Raw genomic sequence first — 19,894 nt, forward strand, 5'->3', positions numbered from 1 at the left:
GCCCAACCGACCCGCCCCTTGGCCTATCCGCCCATACGCCCCATTTGCGTGGCCGTCATGCCGTGCCACGCTGGGAAGGATCCGACGGGGAGGCGACGACGGATGGGCGACGACGGCGCACGACGGGTGTACGGGACGGCTTCCGCCCGAAGGAGACCTCCTGCGGGCAAGGGCGAGAGGCTCGCCGACTGGGCGGACGGGCGGCTCGGACTCTACGGGCTGGCCAAGGCCAACATGCGCAAGGTCTTTCCGGACCACTGGTCCTTCATGCTGGGCGAGGTCACCCTCTACAGCTTCGTCGTGCTGATCCTCACCGGCGTCTACCTCACCCTGTTCTTCGAGCCGAGCATGCAGGAGGTCGCCTACCAGGGGTCCTACACGGAGCTCAACGGCGTGCTCATGTCCAGGGCGTTCGAGTCCACGCTGGACATCAGCTTCGACGTGCGCGGCGGGCTGCTGATGCGGCAGATCCACCACTGGGCGGCGCTGGTCTTCATCACCGGCATGATGGTGCACATGATGCGGGTGTTCTTCACCGGCGCCTTCCGCAAGCCCCGCGAGCTCAACTGGGTCTTCGGCTGGACCCTGCTGATGCTCGGCATCATCACCGGCCTGACCGGTTACTCCCTCCCCGACGACCTGCTGTCCGGCACCGGAATCCGCTTCGCGCAGGGCGCGATCCTGTCGATCCCGATCGTCGGGACGTACCTGTCGTTCTTCCTCTTCGGCGGGGAGTTCCCGGGGGACGACATCATCTCGCGGCTGTTCCCGGTCCATGTGCTGCTGCTGCCGGGGATCATGCTGGGCCTGGTGACCGCCCATCTGATCCTGGTCTTCTACCACAAGCACACGCAGTACCCGGGCCCCGGACGCAAGGAGCGGTCGGTCGTCGGGATGCCCTTCCTGCCGGTCTACATGGCCAAGGCGGGCGGCTTCTTCTTCCTCGTCTTCGGCGTCCTGACGGTCATGGGAGGGATCGCCCAGATCAACCCCGTGTGGGCCTTCGGCCCCTACCGCCCCGACCTGGTCACCACGGGCGCCCAGCCCGACTGGTACCTCGGGTTCTCCGAGGGGCTGATCCGGGTGATGCCGGGATGGGAGATCAACCTCTGGGGCCACACGCTCATCCTCGGCGTGTTCATCCCCTTCTCGCTCTTCCCGCTGATCCTGCTCGCCCTCGGCGCCTATCCCTTCATCGAGGCGTGGATCACCGGCGACAAACGCGAGCACCACATCCTGGACCGGCCGCGCAACGCGCCCGTGCGCACCGGCCTGGGCGTGGCCTGGCTGACCCTGTACGCGGTGCTGCTGATCGGCGGCGGCAACGACATCGTGGCCACGCATCTGCATCTGTCCATCAACGTGATCACCTGGTTCGTGCGGATCGGCGCCTTCGTGTTGCCGGTGGGCGCCTTCATCGTCACGAAGAAGATCTGCATGGGCCTCCAGCGCCGCGACCGCGCCAAGGTGCTGCACGGCAGGGAGACCGGCACCATCAAACGGCTGCCGAACGGCGAGTACATCGAGGTGCACGAGTCTCTCTCGCAGGCGGAGCTGTTCACCCTCACCCAGCACGAGCAGAACCCGCCCTACGAGATGGGGCCCGTGGTCGACGCGGGAGGTGTGCGCCGCAAGGCCAAGCGGTCCGAGCGGCTGCGCGCCCGTCTCGCGAAGGCGATGTTCGGGCCGGACGCGCGGATCGAGAAGCCGACGGTGGAGGAGTACCGGGAGATCACCAGCGGCGATCACCAGCCGCACTGACGACCAGGGCCCGGCACTCGTGGGGATCGCCCCAGGCCGTGCGTAGGGCCCGGGCCTTGGTCAGCCACAGCGACAGGCCGTACTCCGCCGTGTAGCCGATCGCGCCGTGCAGTTGCAGCGCGGTGCGGGCGGTGGTGTACGCCGCCTCGCACGCGGCGACCTTGGCGGCGGCGACCTCGGCCGGCCGCATGGTCAGCGCGGCACCGAAGACCAGCGGGCGCGCGAACTCCAGGGCGATCTTCGCGTCGGCCAGCCGGTGCTTGACCGCCTGGAACGACCCGACGGGCACCCCGAACTGGCAGCGCCGCCTGACGTGGGCGACGGTCTTGTCGAGGAGCGCGAGGCCCACGCCCAGGGCCTGGGCGGCGGTGGCGAGGCGGGCCCAGGCGAGGGCCTGCTCCGTGAGGGGCTCGGGGACGAGGAGTTCGCCGCCGGGGATGACGGGCGTGAGGCGGCGGGCCGGGTCGAGGGAGGGGCGGACGGGGCCGTGGCCGGGGGAGAGACGTATGCCGTCGGGGGAGCAGGAGAGGCGCAGGGTGGCGGCGTCACCGTCCAGGGCGTACGACTTCTCGAAACCAACCGTCGCCATCGCCCCGCCCGACGCCAGCGCCGGCAGCAGCCGCTTGGCGGTGCCCGGTTCCGCACCGCTGAGGAGCACCGCCGCCGTGACCGTCTCGACCAGCGGGCCCGGTACCGCGTGGCGGCCCAGCTCGACGAAGGCCACGGCCAGTTCGACCGGACGCGGCCCCAGGCCGCCGTCGTACGTCTCCGGAACCGCCAGCGCGAGCACGCCCGCCTCGGCGACACGGGACCACAGCGCCCGCCCGCTCGCATGGTCGCCCCGGCTCCAGTCCCGCACCACCGCCGGTGTGCCCGCCGCCGTCAGCAGGGCGTCCAGCGAGGCGGCGAAGGCCCGCTGCTCGGCGTCGAGGAGGAAACGCATCAGCGGCGTCCCTTCGGCAGGCCGAGCAGGCGCTCGGCGATGATGTCGCGCTGGATCTCGTTCGTGCCCGCGTAGATCGGACCGGCGAGTGCGAAGACGTACCGCTCCGCCCAGTCGGTGTCCGCCGGCTCGCCCTCCGGGCCGAGGAGATCGAGGGCCGTCTCGTGCAGCGCGATGTCCAGTTCGGACCAGAACACCTTGTTCAGGCTCGACTCCGGGCCTACGGTTTCGCCCTCCAGGAAGCGCGAGGCGGCCGCGTAGGTGAAGAGCTGGTAGGCGCGGGCGCCGATGAGGGCGTCGGCCACCCGGTCCCGCTCGGACGCCGGGCCGCCCCGCTCCCGCCACAGTTCGCCCAGTCGGTGCGCGGCGACGAGGAAACGGCCGGGGGAGCGGAGCATCAGCCCGCGTTCGTCGCCCGCCGTCGCCATCGCGATCCGCCAGCCCCGGCCGGGTTCGCCGATCACGTCCTCGTCGGGCACGAAGACCTCGTCCAGGAACAGCTCCGCGAACGCCGGTTTGCCGTCGAGGCGGGTGATCGGGCGGACCGTGACACCGGGTGCGCGCAGGTCGAACATGAGGTACGTCAGGCCCTGGTGGGGCTTCGCCGTGTCCGGGGCGCTGCGGAACAGGCCGAACGCGCGGTCGGCGAACGCGGCACGCGAGGACCACGTCTTCTGGCCGCTCAGGAGCCACCCGCCGTCCGTGTGCACGGCCCTCGCTCGCAGGGACGCCAGATCCGAACCGGCCTCGGGCTCCGACCAGGCCTGCGCCCAGATCACCTCTCCGGAGGCCATCGGGGGCAGCACCCGGGCCCGCTGCTCCTCCGTGCCGTGCGCGAAGAGGGTCGGGGCGAGCAGATGGATGCCGTTCTGCCCGACGCGTCCCGGGGCGCCCGCCGCCCAGTACTCCTCCTCGAAGAGCAGCCACCGCAGGAGACCCACGTCCCGTCCGCCGTACCGCGACGGCCAGTCGACCACCGACCAGCGGTCCGCGGCCAGCTCCGCCTCCCAGGCGCGGTGGGCTTCGAAGCCCTCCGCCGTCTCCAGAGAGGGCAGGGGTTCGCGCGGCACGCGCGCGCGCAGCCACTCCCGCACCTCGGTGCGGAACTCCTCGTCCGCCGGCGAGAACGCGAGATCCACGACCGTCCTCCTTCCCTAACAAGTGTTTGGTAGGTTAGCGTGAGCCCATGACAGACGTCGAGAGTCCGTCGTACGTGCCCGGCCACGGCATGCTGGAGGGGCGGACCGCCGTCATCACCGCCGCGGCAGGCGCGGGGATCGGCGGGGCCACGGCGCGCCGCTTCCTGGAGGAGGGCGCGCGCGTCCTGATCAGCGACGCGCACGTGCGGCGGCTCAAGGAGCACGAGGCGGAGCTGGCCGGCGAGTTCGGCGCGGCATCGGTCGCCGCGGTGCCCTGCGACGTCACCGACGAGACGCAGGTGCGCGCCCTCTTCGACACGGCCGTACGGGAACACGGACGCCTCGACGTCGTGGTCAACAACGCCGGTCTCGGCGGCACCGCGGACCTCGTCGACATGACCGACGACCAGTGGTCCCGCGTCCTGGACGTCACGCTGAACGGCACGTTCCGGTGCGTGCGGGCCGCGCTCCGTCACATGAGGGAGGGCGGCGGGGTGATCGTCAACAACGCCTCCGTCGTCGGCTGGCGCGCCCAGGCCGGGCAGGCTCACTACGCCGCCGCGAAGGCGGGCGTGATGGCGCTGACCCGGTGCGCGGCGGTCGAGGCGGCCGGGTACGGGGTGCGGGTCAATGCCGTCGCGCCCAGCCTCGCCATGCATCCGCACCTGGTGAAGGTGACCACGCCCGAGCTGCTCGCCGAGCTGACCGCCCGCGAGGCCTACGGGCGGCACGCCGAGCCCTGGGAGGTGGCCAACGTGATCGTGTTCCTGGCCTCCGGCTACTCCTCGTACATGACCGGGGAAGTGGTGTCCGTCAGCAGCAGGCACCCCTAGGACAATGGACCCGTGCCCCCTACGAAGAAGAAGCCCCAGGTGACCGCCACAGAGCCCCCCGCGGCTGCCGCCGCTCGCGACCGCCGCGGCGAACTCCTCGGCACCGCCGCCGAGGTATTCGCCGAACAGGGCTACAACGCCACCACCGTCCGCAAGATCGCGGACCACGCGGGGATGCTCGCGGGCAGCCTCTACTACCACTTCGACTCCAAGGAGTCGATGCTGGAGGAGATCCTGCGCACCTTCCTCGACGAGCTCTGGGACGGCTACGACGCCGTCCTGGGCGCCGGACTCGGTCCGCGCGAGACGTTGGAGGCCCTGGTCACCGAGTCGTTCCGCGAGATCGACCGGCACCGCGCGGCCGTCGCGATCTACCAGAAGGAGAGCAAGCAGCTCGTGGCGCAGGAGCGGTTCGCGTTCCTCGCCGAGTCGCAGCGCAGGTTCGAGAAGGCGTGGCTGTCCACGCTGGAGCGCGGCGTCGCCGAGGGGGCCTTCCGGGGCGACCTCGACGTCCGGCTCACCTACCGGTTCGTGCGCGACACCGTGTGGGTGGCCGCGTCCTGGTACCGGCCGGGCGGCCAGCACAGCCCGGACGAGATCGCCCGGCAGTACCTGTCGATGGTGCTGGACGGGATCGCCGTACGCGAACAGCCCTGATCCGTGAGGGAGTTGCCATGGCCGAGGCCTACATCGTCGAAGCGGTCCGCACGCCCGTCGGGCGGCGCGGGGGAGGGCTGAGCGCGGTCCATCCGGCCGACCTCGGCGCCCATGTGCTCAAGGAGTTGATGACCCGCTCCGGCGTCGACCCGGCCGCCGTCGAGGACGTCGTCCTCGGCTGTCTGGACGCCGTGGGGCCGCAGGCCGGGGACATCGCGCGGACCTGCTGGCTGGCGGCCGGGCTGCCCGAGGAGGTGCCGGGCGTGACCGTCGACCGGCAGTGCGGTTCCTCGCAGCAGGCCGTGCACTTCGCGGCGCAGGCCGTGCTGTCCGGCACCCAGGACCTGGTGGTCGCCGGCGGTGTGCAGAACATGTCGATGATCCCCATCGCCTTCGCCACCCGGCAGGCCGCCGAGCCGCTCGGGCTGACCCAGGGCCCGTTCGCGGGCAGCGCGGGCTGGCGGGCGCGGTACGGGGACAAGCCCGTGAACCAGTTCGCGGGCGCCGAGATGATCGCCGCGAAGTGGGGGATCGGCCGACGCGACCAGGAGGAGTTCGCCCTGCGGTCGCATCAGCGGGCGGTGCGGGCGATCGACGAGGGCCGCTTCGACCGCGAGACCGTGCCGTACGGGGAGGTCACGGCCGACGAGGGCCCGCGCCGGGACACCTCCCTGGAGAAGATGGCCGGGCTCAAGCCGGTCCTCGACGGCGGCACGATCACCGCCGCCTGCTCCTCGCAGGTCTCCGACGGCGCGGCGGCGATGCTGCTGGCCTCCGAGCGGGCGGTGCGCGAACACGGGCTCACCCCCCGCGCGCGTGTGCACCATCTCTCGGTGCGCGGCGAGGATCCGATCCGCATGCTCACCGCCCCGATCCCGGCCACCGCCCACGCCCTGAAGAAGACCGGCATGACCATCGGCGACATCGACCTCGTCGAGATCAACGAGGCCTTCGCCCCGGTCGTCCTGGCCTGGCTGAAGGAGACGGGTGCGGACCCGGAGAAGGTCAACGTCAACGGCGGTGCCATCGCCCTGGGCCACCCGCTCGGCGCGACCGGCGTGAAGCTGATGACGACCCTGCTGCGCGAACTGGAGCGCACCGGCGGGCGGTTCGGCCTGCAGACCATGTGCGAGGGCGGCGGACAGGCCAATGTGACGATCATCGAGAGGCTGTGAGACGCCGGCGGGCGTCCTCGGCCTCCTTCATGATCCGCTCCACCAGCTCCGCGCACGAGGGCAGGTCGTCGATCACCCCGGCGACCTGCCCGGACGCCATCACCCCCAGATCCGTACGGCCGTCCACCATGGACGCCTTGAGCAGCATCGGCGTGTTCGCGGCGAGCAGGACCTGGCTCCAGGTCAGGTCCTTGCCGTGCCTGAGGGCGAGGCCGTCGCGGACCATGCGACGCCAGGTGAGGCCGGAGAGCCGCCGGAAACGGGACGCCCTGCGCGCCGCGTGGAACAGGGTTCTCACACGGCCCGCGTTCTCCAGCGCGTCCACCAGGTCCGTCCGCAGCATGCGGTGCGGAAGCCCGTCCACCGCCCTGGTGACCGTCACGTCCCGCACCGTTGCCGCCAGATACCGCGCCTTCACCGCCTCCGGCACGGTCGAGTCCGAGGTGAGCAGGAACCGCGTACCCATGGCGACGCCCGCCGCCCCGTAGGCCAGCGCCGCGACCAGTCCCCGCCCGTCGAAGAACCCGCCCGCCGCCACGACCGGCAGGTCCACGGCGTCGACCACCTGCGGCAGCAGCACCGTCGTGGCCACGTCACCGGTGTGCCCGCCGCCCTCCGTGCCCTGCACGAGTACCGCGTCCGCCCCCCATGCGGCGACTTTCTCGGCGTGCCGCCGCGCTCCCACGGTCGGCATGACGACCACACCGGCCTCCTTGAGCTCGCCGATCAGTTCCCGGGAGGGGGCCAGGGCGAAGGAGGCGACCCGGACGCCCTCGTCGATCAGGATCCGCACACGGTCGCCGGCGTCCGCCGCGTCGGCGCGCAGGTTCACACCGAACGGCGCGTCGGTACGGGCCCGGACCTCCCGGACGGCCGCCCGCAACTGGTCGAGCGTCATCGTCGCCGAGGCCAGGATGCCGAGAGCGCCGGCGTTCGCCGTGGCGGAGACCAGGCGCGGGCCCGCAACCCAGCCCATCCCGGTCTGCACGACCGGATGGCGGACACCGGTCAGCCGGGTCAGCGCCGTCTCCATCACGAGGCGACCTCCCCGCTACGAGTGCCGGCCGGGTCGACGACCTCGCGGATCAGCCGCAGCTCCTCGGCGGTCGGCTCGCGGGTCGGCGGCACCTCGTCCGAAACGTTCAGCTCGAAGCCCGTCGCCGCCCTGACCTGCTCCACCGTGACACCCGGGTGCAGCGAGGCCGGCCGCATCGAGTGGTCGGGGGTGGCGAAGTCGAAGACACCCAGGTCGGAGACGACCCGCGGGATGCGGTGGTGCCGCGCGCCGGCCGCGTGGTCGTACCCGACCCCGCAGACCATGTCGACCCGCTCGACGAAGACCCGCCGGGAGTGCCTCGGGATCCAGTAACTGGTCGGGTGGTTGAGGGTGTTGACCGGCGCGCCGCGCACCCCGAGCAGCTGCCGCCTCGGCCGCTCCCAGTCGCCGATGCACGAGATGTTCTGGTTGCCGAACCGGTCGATCTGGCTCGCGCCCATCATCACGTGCCGTCGGCCTCCGGTGACCAGGGCCAGGTGCTGCCGGTACGGCAGCCAGCCCTCCGTCGTCCCGTCCGGGCGGACCAGCATCGCCTCGCCGTCGGTCAGCAGCAGATCCGGCGCGAAGGTGAGCCGGGCGAGCCGGGCGCCGATGGAGGGGATCAGTCCCATGGGACTGGCGAGCACCTCACCGTCGCCCCGCCAGGCCTCGGCGCACGCGATCACGCAGTACTCGGCGCGGGTGACGCCCGTCATGTCCCCTCCCTGACGGCCGACTGGTACGCCCGCTCGTCCCCGGCGAGGAACCGGGCCGCGAACTGGGGCCAGGGTGTCGTCGCGTACGTCTTCTGGAAGGTCTCGTCCCGGCCGTAGTCGGGCGCGCAGGACGTGAAGTGCGCCCCGCTCGGGGCCTCCACGACGCCCGTCACCGTGTGCCGCTTGACCAGCAGGGTCTGGGGTGCCGCCCCCTTCGTCAACTCGGCCGTGTCGACGATCCGTTCACAGCTGACGTACGCCGTGTCCGCCGCCTCGCAGAACAGGTCGTCGAAGTACGGGTCGGGGCCCAGGTACTGCCCGTTGCCCAGCCGGTCGGCGCGGTTCATGTGCACCAGGGCCGCGTCGAGCCGCAGGGCGGGCGTCGCCACGAACGTCTCCCCGTCCTCGTACGGTGAAGTGACCGTCCGCAGACCGGGGTTGACCCGCATCACGTCCGAGCCGGTGCCGGCCCGCACCGGCAGGAACGGCAGCCGGTTCGCCGCCGCGTGCAGGCCCCACATGAACATCGCCTCGTCGATCTCGGTCAGTGCGAAGGCGCCACGCTCGCGGGCCGCGCGGTAGTGCGGCTCCAGGGGGATCGAATCGAGGGTGACGAACGCCGTGACCAGCTTGCGGATCCGCCCGGCGGCGGCCAGCATGCCCACGTCCGGGCCGCCGTACGAGACGACGGTGAGATCAGTGACCTCCGACCTGAGCAGTGCTCTCACCAGGGCCATCGGCTTGCGGCGCGAGCCCCAGCCGCCGATGCCGAGGGTCATGCCGCTGGACAGGCGGGACACGGCCTCGTCGGCCGTCATCGTCTTGTCCCTCATCACGCCTCCTCCCCCGAACTCCTGGAGCTTCCGAAGGTGCCGCGCACCCGCGCGCCCACCCCGCTGAGGGCCGCCTCGTAGGTGAAGCCCTGCTCGAAGCGGTAGCTGCGGCGCACGTCGACCGGGTCGATGCCGTTGAGGGCGGCCTTGGCCAGGCGGAGCAGCCGGCCGTCCTTGGCGGCGATCTCCCGGGCCAGTTCGAGGGCCGCCGCGCGCAGCGCGTCACGCGGCACCACGCGCCACACCGAGCCGTGCGCGTGCAGTTCGGCCGCGCTCGCCGTGCGCGCGGTGTAGTACAGCGCCCGCATCAGGTGCTGGGGGACCAGACGGGCCAGATGCGTGGCCGCGCCCAGCGCTCCGCGGTCCAGCTCGGGCAGCCCGAACACCGCGTCGTCGCTCGCCACGATCGCGTCCGCGTTCCCCACCAGGCCGATGCCGCCGCCCAGGCAGAAGCCCTGCACGGCCGCGACAATCGGCACCTCGCACTCGTACACCGCCGCGAAGGCCTCCGCGCAACCGCTGTTCGCGCCGATCAGCGCCCCGTGTGCCCCATAGGCCTCATAAGCCCCATGCTTACCATGATGCGGCCTATGGGTCCCGTGGGCCTCGTGCGCCCAGCGGGTGCCGTGTGCCTCGTCGTCCGCCTGTAACTCCTTGATGTCCACGCCCGCGTTGAACCCGCGCCCCTCGGCCGTCAGCACCACGCACCGGACCTCCGGGTCGCGCCCGGCCGCGCGCACGGCGTCGGCCAGGGCGAACCAGCCGGCCACCGGCAGGGCGTTCACCGGCGGGAAGTCGACCGTGACGACGGCTATTCCCTTTTCCACGCACGAGGTGGAGACACCCATGGCCGCATCAGCTACCTTTCCACCAAACGTTTGTTAGGTGAAAGGTAGCAGCGGATGGAGCTGGACGGGAAGGTCGCCGTCGTCACGGGCGGGACCCGGGGCGTCGGTGCCGGCATCGCGCGTGCCTTCGTACGGGCGGGCGCCGAGGTCGTGGTCTGTGCCCGCCGCCCGCCGGAAGTCCCGGTGTCCGGGACGGAGTTCGTGCCGCTGGACGTCCGGGACGCCGAGGCCGTCCGGCGCCTGTGCGGCGAGCTGCCCCGGCTGGACGTCCTCGTCAACAACGCGGGCGGCAGCCCCCACCGCCCGCTCACCCACGCCGACGCCGGCCGGCACGCGCGCGTGGTGGAGCTCAACCTCGTCGCTCCGCTGACCGTGTCCCTCGCCGCGTACGAGCACCTCCGGCGGGCCAGGGGCTCGATCGTCATGATCGGCAGCGTCAGCGGAGGCCGTGCCTCACCGGGCACCGCCGCCTACGGCGCCGCCAAGGCGGGCCTGGAGAACCTCGCCCGCTCGATGGCCGTGGAGTGGGCGCCCGACATCCGGGTCAACACCCTCGTCGTCGGCATGGTCCGCACAGAGCTGTCCCACCTCCACTACGGCGACCAGGACGGCGTCGCCGCCGTCTCCCGCACCGTCCCGCTCGGCCGTCTCGCCGAGCCGTCCGACATCGGACGGGCCGCCGTCTTCCTCGCCTCGGACGCCGCCGCCTACATCAGCGGGGCGAGCCTGCTCGTCCACGGGGGCGGGGAGCGCCCCGCGTTCCTGGACGCCTCGACCGCGAACAAGGAGACCTGAGATGACGCGAACAAGGAGGCCCGAGGTGAGCGGAATCTGCGACGGTCGGGTCGTCGTCGTCACCGGCGCGGGCCGGGGACTCGGCCGCGCCCACGCCCTCGCGTTCGCCGCCGAGGGCGCGCGGCTCGTCGTCAACGACCTCGGCGTCGGTCTCGACGGCACACCCGGAGCCGACGGGATGCCCGGCCCCGGCAGCCCGGCCGCCCGCGTCGCCGAGGAGATCCGCGCGGCGGGCGGCGAGGCGGTGCCGCACGGCGGTGACATCGCCACGACCGAGGGCGCCGCCTCCCTCGTCCGGACGGCACTGGAGACGTACGGCCGGCTCGACACACTCGTCAACAACGCGGGCTTCCTGCGTGACCGGATGCTGGTCAACCTCGACGAGGACGACTTCGACGCCGTCGTACGCGTCCACCTCAAGGGCCACTTCCTGCCCCTGCGGCACGCCGCCGCACACTGGCGGTCCGAGGCCAAGGCGGGCCGCCGGCCCGAGGCCCGGGTCGTCAACACCGGCAGCGGCGCGGGCCTGCTGGGCTCGGTCGGACAGGGCAACTACAGCGCCGCCAAGGCCGGGATCGTCGCCCTGACCCTGGTCGCGGCGGCCGAACTGCGCCGCTACGGCGTCCAGGTCAACGCGATCGCCCCCGCCGCCCGGACCCGCATGACGGAGCGCACCTTCGCCGAAACCATGGCGGCGCCCGACTCCGGCTTCGACGCGATGGCCCCGGAGAACGTCTCCCCCCTGGTCGTCTGGCTCGGCTCGGCCGCGAGCGCCGGGGTGACGGGCCGGGTCTTCGAGGCGGAGGGCGGCCGGATCACGGTGATGGAGGGCTGGCGCCCGGGCCCTGGCGTGGACAAGGGCGAGCGGTGGTCTCCGGGGGAGGCGGGGGAGGCGGCGCGCGAACTGCTGGCGGAAGCGGGCGAGCCCAGGCCGGTGTACGGGGCTTAGAAGGTCTACGTGTCGCACTCCAGCACGCTCCGGCACAACGCACACCGCGCCCGAACCCGCCCCCGCACCGGCACCCTGATCCGCTGATGACAGGTCGGACAGGGAAACGACACCCGCAACCGCCCACCCCCGTCGGGAGTGAACGAGTACCGCACACCCGGCTGCGGCGGCCCGGCCGGCGCATGCCGCCGATCGCGCGCGTACCGCCGCCGCCCCGCCCACCCCGCCGCGGTCAACGGCGGTTGCTGCTCATCGCGACGGGCCAGCTCCATCCCCTTCACGTACGCCGTGTACGCCTGCGGACTGGTGAACCACACCGACGGGTCCTCGCCGAAGACGAGCGCGCGCTTGGCCAGCACGTACCCGAACTCCTCCGGCGTGAGATATCCCAGCTTCTGGGACGACGCCCGGTCCTCCCGGTACGCGTCCAGCAGCAGCCAGCCCGCGCCCAGATACGTCGTCGCCGTGTCCGTCAGGATCTCGTTGTCCCGGACGCCCGGGAAGGACAGGTCGAGGCGGTGCAGGTACACATGCATCACCTCGTGCGCCAGGGCCGCCCCGATGTCCCGCCGATGCGTACGGAACCGGTCGTTCAGCTCCACGAAGTACTCCGGCCCGGCCGCGAGCTCGACGTTCGCCGCGTGCCGCATCTCCCGGAAGCTCACGATCAGCCGGGCGTCCGGCAGCCGGTAGTGCCGCACCAGCTCGCGCGCCACCCGCTGCGCCCCCAGATACAGGTCGTCGGTGTCGCAGAACGCCACGTCGGCGGGGACCACACTGGTCGCGAACGTCTGGATCGTGTCGTACGACAGTCGCTTGTACAGCGCCGTGACGGCGGCCCGCACCGTCTCCAGATGCGGGTAGCCGTGCTCGACCGGCCCGTCGTTCGCCACGCCTCACCCCCAAGACGCCCCTGAACCCGGTTCCACTGTACGGAAGTCTGACGGCCACGGGGCCGTGCGGCCGCCGCGAAAAGCGGTCGTCGCCGCCCCCGGCCGCTGGCAGAATCCGGGCCGTGACCAGCGAACAGCGCTCCGTCGCCGCCACGCTCCGGGTGGGCGGCCAGGACGACGAACTCGAGAAGCGGCTCGACGAGGAGCTGACCGCCTTCAACACGGCCGCCGCCGACGGCGCCACGACCGAGCCCCTCTCCGTCCGCGTCGCCGACGAGGCCGGCGACCTGATCGGCGGACTCACCGCCTGGACCTGGGGCAGCCTGGCTTCCGTGGACATGCTCTGGGTGCGCGCGGACCAGCGGCACGCCGGCTGGGGCGGCCGCCTGATGCGCGCCGCGGAGGACGAGGCCGTCCGGCGCGGCTGCACGGACATGATCGTCTCCACGTACAGCTTCCAGGCGCCCGGCTTCTACCCGCGGCTCGGCTTCCGGGAACGGGCCCGCATCGAGGGCGTGCCCGGCGGACACGAGGACGTCTGCTTCCACAAGCGGCTGCGCACCGCCGAGTCGTGAGACGGCCCGCGTCCGCCGGGCGTGCGCCCCTTAGGCTGATCTGTCATGACCACCAGCAACACCGGCACCGGTGACGTCGACCCTGCCGTCCGTGAGGAACTCGCCCGGCTGCGCGACAGCATCGACAACATCGACGCGGCCGTCGTTCACATGCTCGCCGAGCGCTTCAAGTGCACTCAGCAGGTCGGCCTCCTCAAGGCCCGGCACCAGCTGCCGCCCGCCGACCCGGCGCGTGAGTCTCGCCAGATTTCCCGGCTGCGCGCGCTCGCCGAGAACGCCAAACTGGACCCGGCCTTCGCGGAGAAGTTCCTGAACTTCATCGTCGCCGAGGTCATCCGCCACCACGAGCGCATCGCAGACGAGGCGCTCAACGGCTCGGCGCCCGGCCGTAACTGACCTCGTGCGACCGCCCCAGGGGGAGTGACACGGCGGCCCGCGCGGGGCATGCTGCGCTGTGCACAGCATGTCAGCTGACGAGCACTGCGCGTCAGTGTCCCTGGCTTACTCTGGTCCTCCACGAGGGAGGGGCGTCGGGCCATGCCGTCGGATACCAGGATCCTCATCGTCGACGATCACGAGGACACGCTGTACGCACTGGAGAGCGCCCTGGCCCCGCTGGGCTATCTGCTCGGCCGGGCCACCAGCGGCGACGAGGCGCTCAAGCAGGTGCTGCGCGGCCAGGTCGGCCTGCTCCTGCTCGACGTGCGCATGCCCGGCGTCAGCGGGCTGGAGGTCGTGCGCTACATGCGGCGCGTGGAACAGACCCAGCACATCCCGGTGATCCTGCTCACCGGCTTCGGCCCCGACCAGGAACTCACCACCGCGGCCTTCGGCCTCGGCGTCGCCGACCTCGTCATGAAACCCGTGGACCCCTGGGCCCTGCGCACCAAGGTCCGCTACCTCTACGACGCCCACCAGCACCACCTCGCCCTGGAGCAGGAGGTGCGCCGGCTGCGCGCGGAGGTCCGGGAGCACACCGAGACCGCCGCGCACATCCAACGGCCCGCCCTGCCCCACCCCGACATGCGTGTGCCGCCCCAGCGGCCCATGGGGGCGCACGCCGGGGAGCTCGAAAAAGACCGCACCTAGACCGGACATCGGTCGCATACCGATCCGCCTCTGTGCCATGCCAGTGCCATCAGGCAGCATGTCCTGCATGTCCGTACTGACGCGCGACGAAGCGCAGACCCGAGCAGGGCTCCTCGACGTCCACCGCTACACGATCGAACTCGACCTGACCACCGGCGACGAGATCTTCGACTCCCGCACCCTGATCAGGTTCAGCGCCCGCGCGGACGGGGACACCTTCGTCGAGGTCAGGCCTGCCGAGCTGCGCTCCGTCACCCTCGACGGACAACCCCTGGACCCGGAAGCCCTGGACGGCAACCGGCTGCCCCTGAAGAACCTCACCGCCGGCGAGCACGAACTGCGGGTGCACGCGCGCATGCGCTACTCCCGCACCGGCGAGGGCATGCACCGCTTCACCGACCCCACCGACGGCGAGACCTACGTCTACACCCAGCTGTTCATGGAGGACGTCCAGCGCGTCTTCGCCGCCTTCGACCAGCCCGACCTGAAAGCCGTCTTCGAGCTGTCGGTGAAGGCCCCGGAGGGCTGGACCGTCCTCGCCAACGGCGTCACCGAGCACACCGGCGACGGCCTCTGGAACGCCGCCGCCACCCCGCTGATCTCCACCTACCTGGTCGCCGTCGCCGCAGGCCCCTGGCACTCCGTGCGCACCGAGCACCGCGGCCTGCCCTTCGGCCTGCACTGCCGCCGCTCCCTCGCCCCCTACCTGGACACCGACGCCGACGAACTTCTCGACGTCACGCGCGCGTGCTTCGACCGCTACCACGAGAAGTTCGACGAGCCCTACCCCTTCGACTCCTACGACCAGGCCTTCGTCCCCGAGTTCAACGCGGGCGCCATGGAGAACCCCGGACTGGTCACCTTCCGCGACGAGTTCGTCTACCGCTCCGCCGTCACCGACACCGAACGGCAGACCCGCGCCATGGTCGTCGCCCACGAGATGGCCCACATGTGGTTCGGCGACCTCGTCACCCTCAAGTGGTGGGACGACATCTGGCTGAACGAGTCCTTCGCCGAGTACATGGGCTACCAGACCCTCACCGAGGCGACCCTCGGGGGATCTGGGAGGACTCCCCCCAGGAAGTGGGGCACCGACACGTGGACGGACTTCGGCGTCAACCGCAAGGCCTGGGGCTACGACGCCGACCAGCGACCCTCCACCCACCCCGTCGCCCCCGAAGCCGTCGACGACACCGCCTCCGCGCTGCTCAACTTCGACGGCATCTCCTACGCCAAGGGCGCCAGCGCGCTGCGGCAGCTGGTCGCCTGGCTCGGCGAGGAGGACTTCCTGGCCGGCATCAACACCCACTTCACCCGGCACAGGTTCGGCAACGCCACCCTGGCCGACTTCACCGACTCCCTCGCCGACGCCACCGACCGCGACGTCCACGCCTGGGCCGACGCCTGGCTGCGCACCACCGGCGTCGACACCCTCACCCCGCACCTCGCCCCCGGTGAGAACGGCACCTGCGCCCTCACAGTCGACCGCACCGGCAGCCGCCCGCACCGCATCGCCGTCGGCCTGTACGACCGGGACCTCGGCGACGACGGCAGGAACCTCGTCCTGCGCGAACGCCTCCACCTGGACCTGCCGCAGACCGGCGCCCACCCCATCGGCAAGCGCCCCGCGCTGCTCCTCCTCAACGACGGCGACCTCAGCTACGCCAAGGTCCGCTTCGACCCCGAGTCCTTCGAGACCATCCGTAAGGAGCTGTCCGGCCTGCCCGAACCGCTCACCCGCGCGGTCGTCTGGAACGCCCTGCGCGACGCCGTCCGCGACGGCGAACTGGCGCCCGCCGCCTACCTGGAGACCGCCCGGGCCCATCTCCCGCTGGAGACCGACCTCGCGATCGTCCAGGGCGTGCTCGCCTTCGCGTCCACGTACATCACCGACCGCTACGTCGCGCCCGAGGAGCGGCCCGCCGCGCTCGCCACACTGTCCGAGCTGTGCCGCGACCTCATCCGCCGCACCGAGGACGGCGACAACCCCGGCCTGCGCCTGATCGCCGTACGCCACCGCATCGACGTCGCCGCCCACCCGGACGCCATCGCCGCCTGGCTCGCCGACGGCACCGTGCCCGGCGGCCCGGAGCTCGACCCCGAGCTGCGCTGGCGCGTCCTGGGCCGGCTCGCCGTCCTCGGCGCCACCGACGAGGCCGCCCTCGCCGCCGAACTGGAACGCGACCCGAGCGCCACCGGCCTGGAGGGCGCCGCCCGCTGCCGGGCAGCCCTGCCCGACCCGGACGCCAAGGCCCGCGCCTGGGAGGCGATGTTCGGCTCCGACGAGCTGTCCAACTACCTGTTCACCGCCACCGCCCAGGGTTTCTGGCAGCCCGAACAGGCCGACCTGGTACGCGCGTACGTGCCGCGCTACTACACGGACGCGGTCGACGTCGCCGACCGCCGCGGCCCCGCCATCGCCGAAGCCGCCGGCCGCTGGGCCTTTCCCGCCCACGCCGTCGACCCCGAGAACCTCCGCCTCGGCGAGGAGTGCCTGCGCGACGCCGCGCCGATCCCGGCGCTGCGCCGCAAGCTCGCCGACCAACTCGACGATCTGGCACGGGCCCTGCGGGTCCAGCAGGGGCAGAACGGCTAGGACCGGCTACGCGGGGCGCGGGCGGTCGCCCGTTCGCGCTCCTGGCGCAGGACCACGCGGACGACTTCAGGGGCCGAGCCCGGGCCGGGCGGTTCCGGCGGGTTTCCCCGTACGGAAGTACCTCCTCCCGCATCCGGTCGTTGGGCTATTCGGGCGCGCCCGTCCCGCGCCCCGGAGGACAGCCCATGAGCACGCCGCCCCTCGCCTCAGGCCCCGAAGGCCCGCTCGCCCTGCGGCCGTTGCTCGACACCGTGCTCCAAGCGCTGGACGACGGCACCCGGGCCCGAGGCGGGCCGCTGCCGGCGGGCGGGCCGGACGCGGTCGCGGCGCGGCTGCGGGAGGCGGTGGGGGAGGCCCTGCCCGACCAGGGCGACCCGCACGCGCTGCGCACCCTGGTCCGCGCGTTCGCCGAGGGCGCCGCCGACCCGGCACACCCCCTGTGCGCCGCCCACCTCCACTGCCCGCCCCTCGCCCTCGCCACAGCCGCCGACCTCGCGGCCTCGGCCCTCAACCCCTCCCTGGACTCCTGGGACCAGGCCCCGGCGGCGTCGGAACTGGAACGGCTGGTCGCGGGGGCGCTGGCCGCGGAGATCTACGGGGCCGGGGGAGAGGTGGGCACGGACCCCGACTCCCTGATCACCACCGGCGGAACCGAGTCCAACCAGCTCGCCCTCCTCCTCGCACGGGAGGCGTACGGCGGGTCCGTACGGCTCGTGTGCGGGGCGAACGCCCACCACTCGCTGGCGCGGGCCGCCTGGCTGCTCGGGCTGCCCGAGCCCGTCGTCGTACCCGCCCCGGCCGGCACGCTCCACCCCGCCGCGCTCGACGAGGCCCTCTCCCACCTGCCCGGCCCGCTGCTCGTCGCCGCCACCGCCGGCACCACCGACGCCGGACTCGTCGACCCCCTGCCCGAGATCGCCGCCCGCTGCGCGGCCCACGGCGCCCGGCTGCACATCGACGCCGCCTACGGCGCAGGCCTCCTCTTCAGCGACCGCCACCGCGCCCGGCTCGCCGGGCTCGACGCCGCCGCCACCGTCACCCTCGACCTGCACAAACTCGGCTGGCAGCCGATCGCCGCGGGCCTCCTGGCCGTCAAGGACCCCCGCGACCTCACCGCCCTGAGGCACCGCGCCCCCTACCTCAACGCCGCCGACGACACCGAGGCCGGCCTGCCGGACCTGCTCGGCCGGTCCCTGCGCACCACCCGCCGCCCCGACGTCCTCAAGCTCGCCGTCACCCTCAAGACCCTCGGCCGCAGCGGCCTCGGCGCACTCGTCGACCAGGTCTGCGCCCGGGCCCGGGAGTTCGCCGCCCTCGTCGACGAGCACCCCGGCCTCGAACTCCACGCCCGGCCCGTCATCAGCACGGTCCTGTTCCGGCCCGCGGGCGCCACCGACGACACCGTGGCCGCCGTACGCCGCGCGCTCCTCACCGACGGCCGTGCCGTCCTCGGCCGGGCCCGTCTCGACGGCCGGCTCTGGCTCAAGGCCACCCTCCTCAACCCCGCCACCGGGCCCGACGACCTGGCCGCGCTGCTCCACCTCGTCGCAGCGCGGCAAGCGACACTCGTGGAAGGACACACCCCCCGATGAACCCCGTGCCGAGTCCCCAGCCGCACGACGGGCCGAACCCCGCCCCGGCCTCCCCGTCCCAGCACCCGCACCACGAGCCCGACGCGCCCCGCGACCTGGTCGGCATCGGCATCGGCCCGTTCAACCTGTCCCTCGCCGCGCTCGCCCACCCGCTCGGCGAACTCGACACCGCCTTCTACGAGCAGCGCCCCGCCTTCAGCTGGCACTCCGGCCTGCTCATCGACGGCGCGACCATCCAGGTGCCGTTCCTCGCCGACCTGGTGAGCCTCGCCGACCCCACCAGCCCCTGGACGTTCCTCAACTACCTCAGGTCCCGCGAGCGGCTCTTCCCCTTCTACTTCGCCGAGCGCTTCCACATCCAGCGCGCCGAGTACGACGCCTACTGCCGCTGGGTCTGCGAGAACCTCCCGGCGCTGCACTTCGGCCACCAGGTCGACGCCGTCCGCTGGAACCCCGAACGGGACGTCTTCGAGGTCGACTTCACCCAGCTCGACGCCGACGGAGAAGCGGAGGCCCTCGGCCGCACGTACGCGAGGAACGTCGTCCTCGGCATCGGCACCGAGCCCTGCGTCCCCGAACCACTCAAGCCGCTCGTCGAGGCCCCCGGCGTGCCCGTCGTACACGCCGCCGACTACCTCGACCACCGCGCGGCCCTGCTCGCCGCCGAGCACGTCACGGTCGTGGGCATCGGACAGTCCGGCGCCGAGATCTTCCTCGACCTGCTGCGCAACAGGCCCGCCGGGCGCGAGAAGATCCACTGGCTGGGCCGCACCGAGGCCTTCGCACCGATGGAGTACTCCAAGCTCGGCCTGGAGCACTTCACCCCCGACCACACCCGCTACTTCCACGCCCTGCCCGATGCCGCCCGCGACCGGCTCGTCGCCGGACAGTGGCAGCTGCACCAGGGCATCGACGCCGCCACCATCGCCGCCATCCACGACGAGCTGTACCGCCGCACGCTGCACGGCGGCTGGCCCGACGCCGTCCTCACCCCCGGCGTCCGGGTCCGCACCGCCGGCCGCGTCGCCACGACCAGGGTGGAACTGCATCTGGAGCACGGCCGGCAGGACAGCCGCTCCCGCCTCATCACCGACGCCGTCGTCCTCGCCACCGGCTACCGCGAACGCCCCCTCGACCGGATCCTCGCCGGCCTCGACCCCTACATGCGCCGCGACGGCCGGCAGCGCCCGCGCATCGACGAGGACTACCGCCTCGTCCTCGATCCGTCCGTCACCGGCTCGGTATACGTCCAGAACGCCGACACCCACACGCACGGCGTCGGCGCCCCGGACCTCGGCCTCGCCGCCTGGCGCAGCGCGATCATCCTCAACTCCCTGACGGGCGGGGAGGCGTACGCGCTCCCGCGCCGCACCGCCTTCACCACCTTCGGCCTCACGCAGCGGCAGCAGGTCCCGCCGCCCCGTGAGGCACCGTCGCTGACCCCGCTCGTGGACCGAAGGTGAC

The 19,894-nt window shown here is 72.5% G+C and carries 19 protein-coding genes; 12 read left to right on the forward strand and 7 right to left on the reverse strand.

What is annotated here, in order from left to right; all coding sequences use genetic code 11:
- The first annotated feature begins 102 nt into the window (after positions 1-102).
- The gene (qcrB, locus tag ACZ6TU_RS09720) at positions 103-1,761 is read left to right on the forward strand and encodes a cytochrome bc1 complex cytochrome b subunit (RefSeq protein WP_469547677.1); all 1,659 of its coding nucleotides are present in this window, start codon (positions 103-105) and stop codon (positions 1,759-1,761) included.
- On the opposite strand, the gene ACZ6TU_RS09725 is transcribed toward qcrB, so the two are convergent.
- Positions 1,733-2,704, reverse strand: a complete 972-nt coding sequence (locus ACZ6TU_RS09725; protein ID WP_467674089.1) for an acyl-CoA dehydrogenase family protein — start codon at positions 2,702-2,704, stop codon at positions 1,733-1,735. The two genes, qcrB and ACZ6TU_RS09725, sit on opposite strands and share 29 nt — an antisense overlap.
- Positions 2,704-3,843, reverse strand: a complete 1,140-nt coding sequence (locus ACZ6TU_RS09730) for an acyl-CoA dehydrogenase family protein (protein ID WP_469547679.1) — start codon at positions 3,841-3,843, stop codon at positions 2,704-2,706. The genes ACZ6TU_RS09725 and ACZ6TU_RS09730 overlap by 1 nt, the downstream gene beginning before the upstream one ends.
- 47 nt (positions 3,844-3,890) lie before the next feature.
- Here ACZ6TU_RS09730 and ACZ6TU_RS09735 point away from each other — a divergent pair, with 47 nt between their 5' ends.
- The 3 genes from ACZ6TU_RS09735 to ACZ6TU_RS09745 are packed head-to-tail and all read left to right on the forward strand — an operon-like array spanning position 3,891 to position 6,508.
- The gene (locus ACZ6TU_RS09735) at positions 3,891-4,676 is read left to right on the forward strand and encodes an SDR family oxidoreductase (RefSeq protein ID WP_467674085.1); all 786 of its coding nucleotides are present in this window, start codon (positions 3,891-3,893) and stop codon (positions 4,674-4,676) included.
- Positions 4,677-4,688: 12 nt separating this feature from the next.
- Positions 4,689-5,333, forward strand: a complete 645-nt coding sequence (locus tag ACZ6TU_RS09740; protein WP_467674083.1) for a TetR/AcrR family transcriptional regulator — start codon at positions 4,689-4,691, stop codon at positions 5,331-5,333.
- A 17-nt stretch (positions 5,334-5,350) separates the two neighbouring features.
- Positions 5,351-6,508 (forward strand): acetyl-CoA C-acetyltransferase, encoded by a 1,158-nt coding sequence (locus tag ACZ6TU_RS09745; RefSeq protein ID WP_467674081.1) that lies wholly within the window; start codon positions 5,351-5,353, stop codon positions 6,506-6,508.
- On the opposite strand, the gene ACZ6TU_RS09750 is transcribed toward ACZ6TU_RS09745, so the two are convergent.
- The 4 genes from ACZ6TU_RS09750 to ACZ6TU_RS09765 are packed head-to-tail and all read right to left on the reverse strand — an operon-like array spanning position 6,492 to position 9,941.
- Positions 6,492-7,541, reverse strand: a complete 1,050-nt coding sequence (locus ACZ6TU_RS09750) for an NAD(P)H-dependent flavin oxidoreductase (RefSeq protein ID WP_467674422.1) — start codon at positions 7,539-7,541, stop codon at positions 6,492-6,494. The two genes, ACZ6TU_RS09745 and ACZ6TU_RS09750, sit on opposite strands and share 17 nt — an antisense overlap.
- Positions 7,541-8,260 (reverse strand): CoA-transferase subunit beta, encoded by a 720-nt coding sequence (locus tag ACZ6TU_RS09755; protein ID WP_467674079.1) that lies wholly within the window; start codon positions 8,258-8,260, stop codon positions 7,541-7,543. The genes ACZ6TU_RS09750 and ACZ6TU_RS09755 overlap by 1 nt, the downstream gene beginning before the upstream one ends.
- The gene (locus tag ACZ6TU_RS09760; protein ID WP_467674077.1) at positions 8,257-9,093 is read right to left on the reverse strand and encodes a CoA transferase subunit A; all 837 of its coding nucleotides are present in this window, start codon (positions 9,091-9,093) and stop codon (positions 8,257-8,259) included. The genes ACZ6TU_RS09755 and ACZ6TU_RS09760 overlap by 4 nt, the downstream gene beginning before the upstream one ends.
- Positions 9,093-9,941, reverse strand: coding sequence for an enoyl-CoA hydratase family protein (locus ACZ6TU_RS09765; RefSeq protein WP_467674075.1), 849 nt, complete (start codon positions 9,939-9,941; stop codon positions 9,093-9,095). The genes ACZ6TU_RS09760 and ACZ6TU_RS09765 overlap by 1 nt, the downstream gene beginning before the upstream one ends.
- A 54-nt stretch (positions 9,942-9,995) precedes the next feature.
- On the opposite strand from ACZ6TU_RS09765, the gene ACZ6TU_RS09770 reads away from it, so the two are divergent.
- The gene (locus ACZ6TU_RS09770) at positions 9,996-10,736 is read left to right on the forward strand and encodes an SDR family oxidoreductase (RefSeq protein WP_467674073.1); all 741 of its coding nucleotides are present in this window, start codon (positions 9,996-9,998) and stop codon (positions 10,734-10,736) included.
- A 25-nt stretch (positions 10,737-10,761) separates the two neighbouring features.
- On the forward strand, positions 10,762-11,685 hold the full coding sequence (locus ACZ6TU_RS09775; protein ID WP_467674071.1) for an SDR family oxidoreductase: 924 nt from the start codon (positions 10,762-10,764) through the stop codon (positions 11,683-11,685).
- 5 nt (positions 11,686-11,690) lie between these two features.
- On the opposite strand, the gene ACZ6TU_RS09780 is transcribed toward ACZ6TU_RS09775, so the two are convergent.
- Entirely contained in the window at positions 11,691-12,578 is an 888-nt protein-coding gene (locus tag ACZ6TU_RS09780; RefSeq protein ID WP_467674069.1) for a hypothetical protein, read from the reverse strand.
- Between the two features lie 122 nt (positions 12,579-12,700).
- Here ACZ6TU_RS09780 and ACZ6TU_RS09785 point away from each other — a divergent pair, with 122 nt between their 5' ends.
- The 6 genes from ACZ6TU_RS09785 (at position 12,701) to ACZ6TU_RS09810 (ending at position 19,893) form a co-directional block, all read left to right on the forward strand.
- Positions 12,701-13,153, forward strand: coding sequence for a GNAT family N-acetyltransferase (locus ACZ6TU_RS09785; protein ID WP_467674067.1), 453 nt, complete (start codon positions 12,701-12,703; stop codon positions 13,151-13,153).
- A gap of 45 nt (positions 13,154-13,198) precedes the next feature.
- Positions 13,199-13,549 (forward strand): chorismate mutase, encoded by a 351-nt coding sequence (locus ACZ6TU_RS09790; protein ID WP_467674066.1) that lies wholly within the window; start codon positions 13,199-13,201, stop codon positions 13,547-13,549.
- Between the two features lie 141 nt (positions 13,550-13,690).
- On the forward strand, positions 13,691-14,242 hold the full coding sequence (locus ACZ6TU_RS09795) for a response regulator (protein WP_467674064.1): 552 nt from the start codon (positions 13,691-13,693) through the stop codon (positions 14,240-14,242).
- A 67-nt stretch (positions 14,243-14,309) separates the two neighbouring features.
- Entirely contained in the window at positions 14,310-16,838 is a 2,529-nt protein-coding gene (pepN, locus tag ACZ6TU_RS09800; RefSeq protein ID WP_467674062.1) for an aminopeptidase N, read from the forward strand.
- 185 nt (positions 16,839-17,023) lie between these two features.
- A complete protein-coding gene (locus ACZ6TU_RS09805; protein WP_467674060.1) occupies positions 17,024-18,430 on the forward strand; it encodes a pyridoxal phosphate-dependent decarboxylase family protein in 1,407 nt (468 codons plus the stop codon).
- Entirely contained in the window at positions 18,427-19,893 is a 1,467-nt protein-coding gene (locus tag ACZ6TU_RS09810; RefSeq protein ID WP_467674058.1) for a lysine N(6)-hydroxylase/L-ornithine N(5)-oxygenase family protein, read from the forward strand. Before ACZ6TU_RS09805 ends, ACZ6TU_RS09810 begins: the two co-directional genes overlap by 4 nt.
- Position 19,894: the final 1 nt, after the last annotated feature.

The sequence above is a fragment of the Streptomyces sp. NPDC052064 genome (assembly GCF_055585925.1).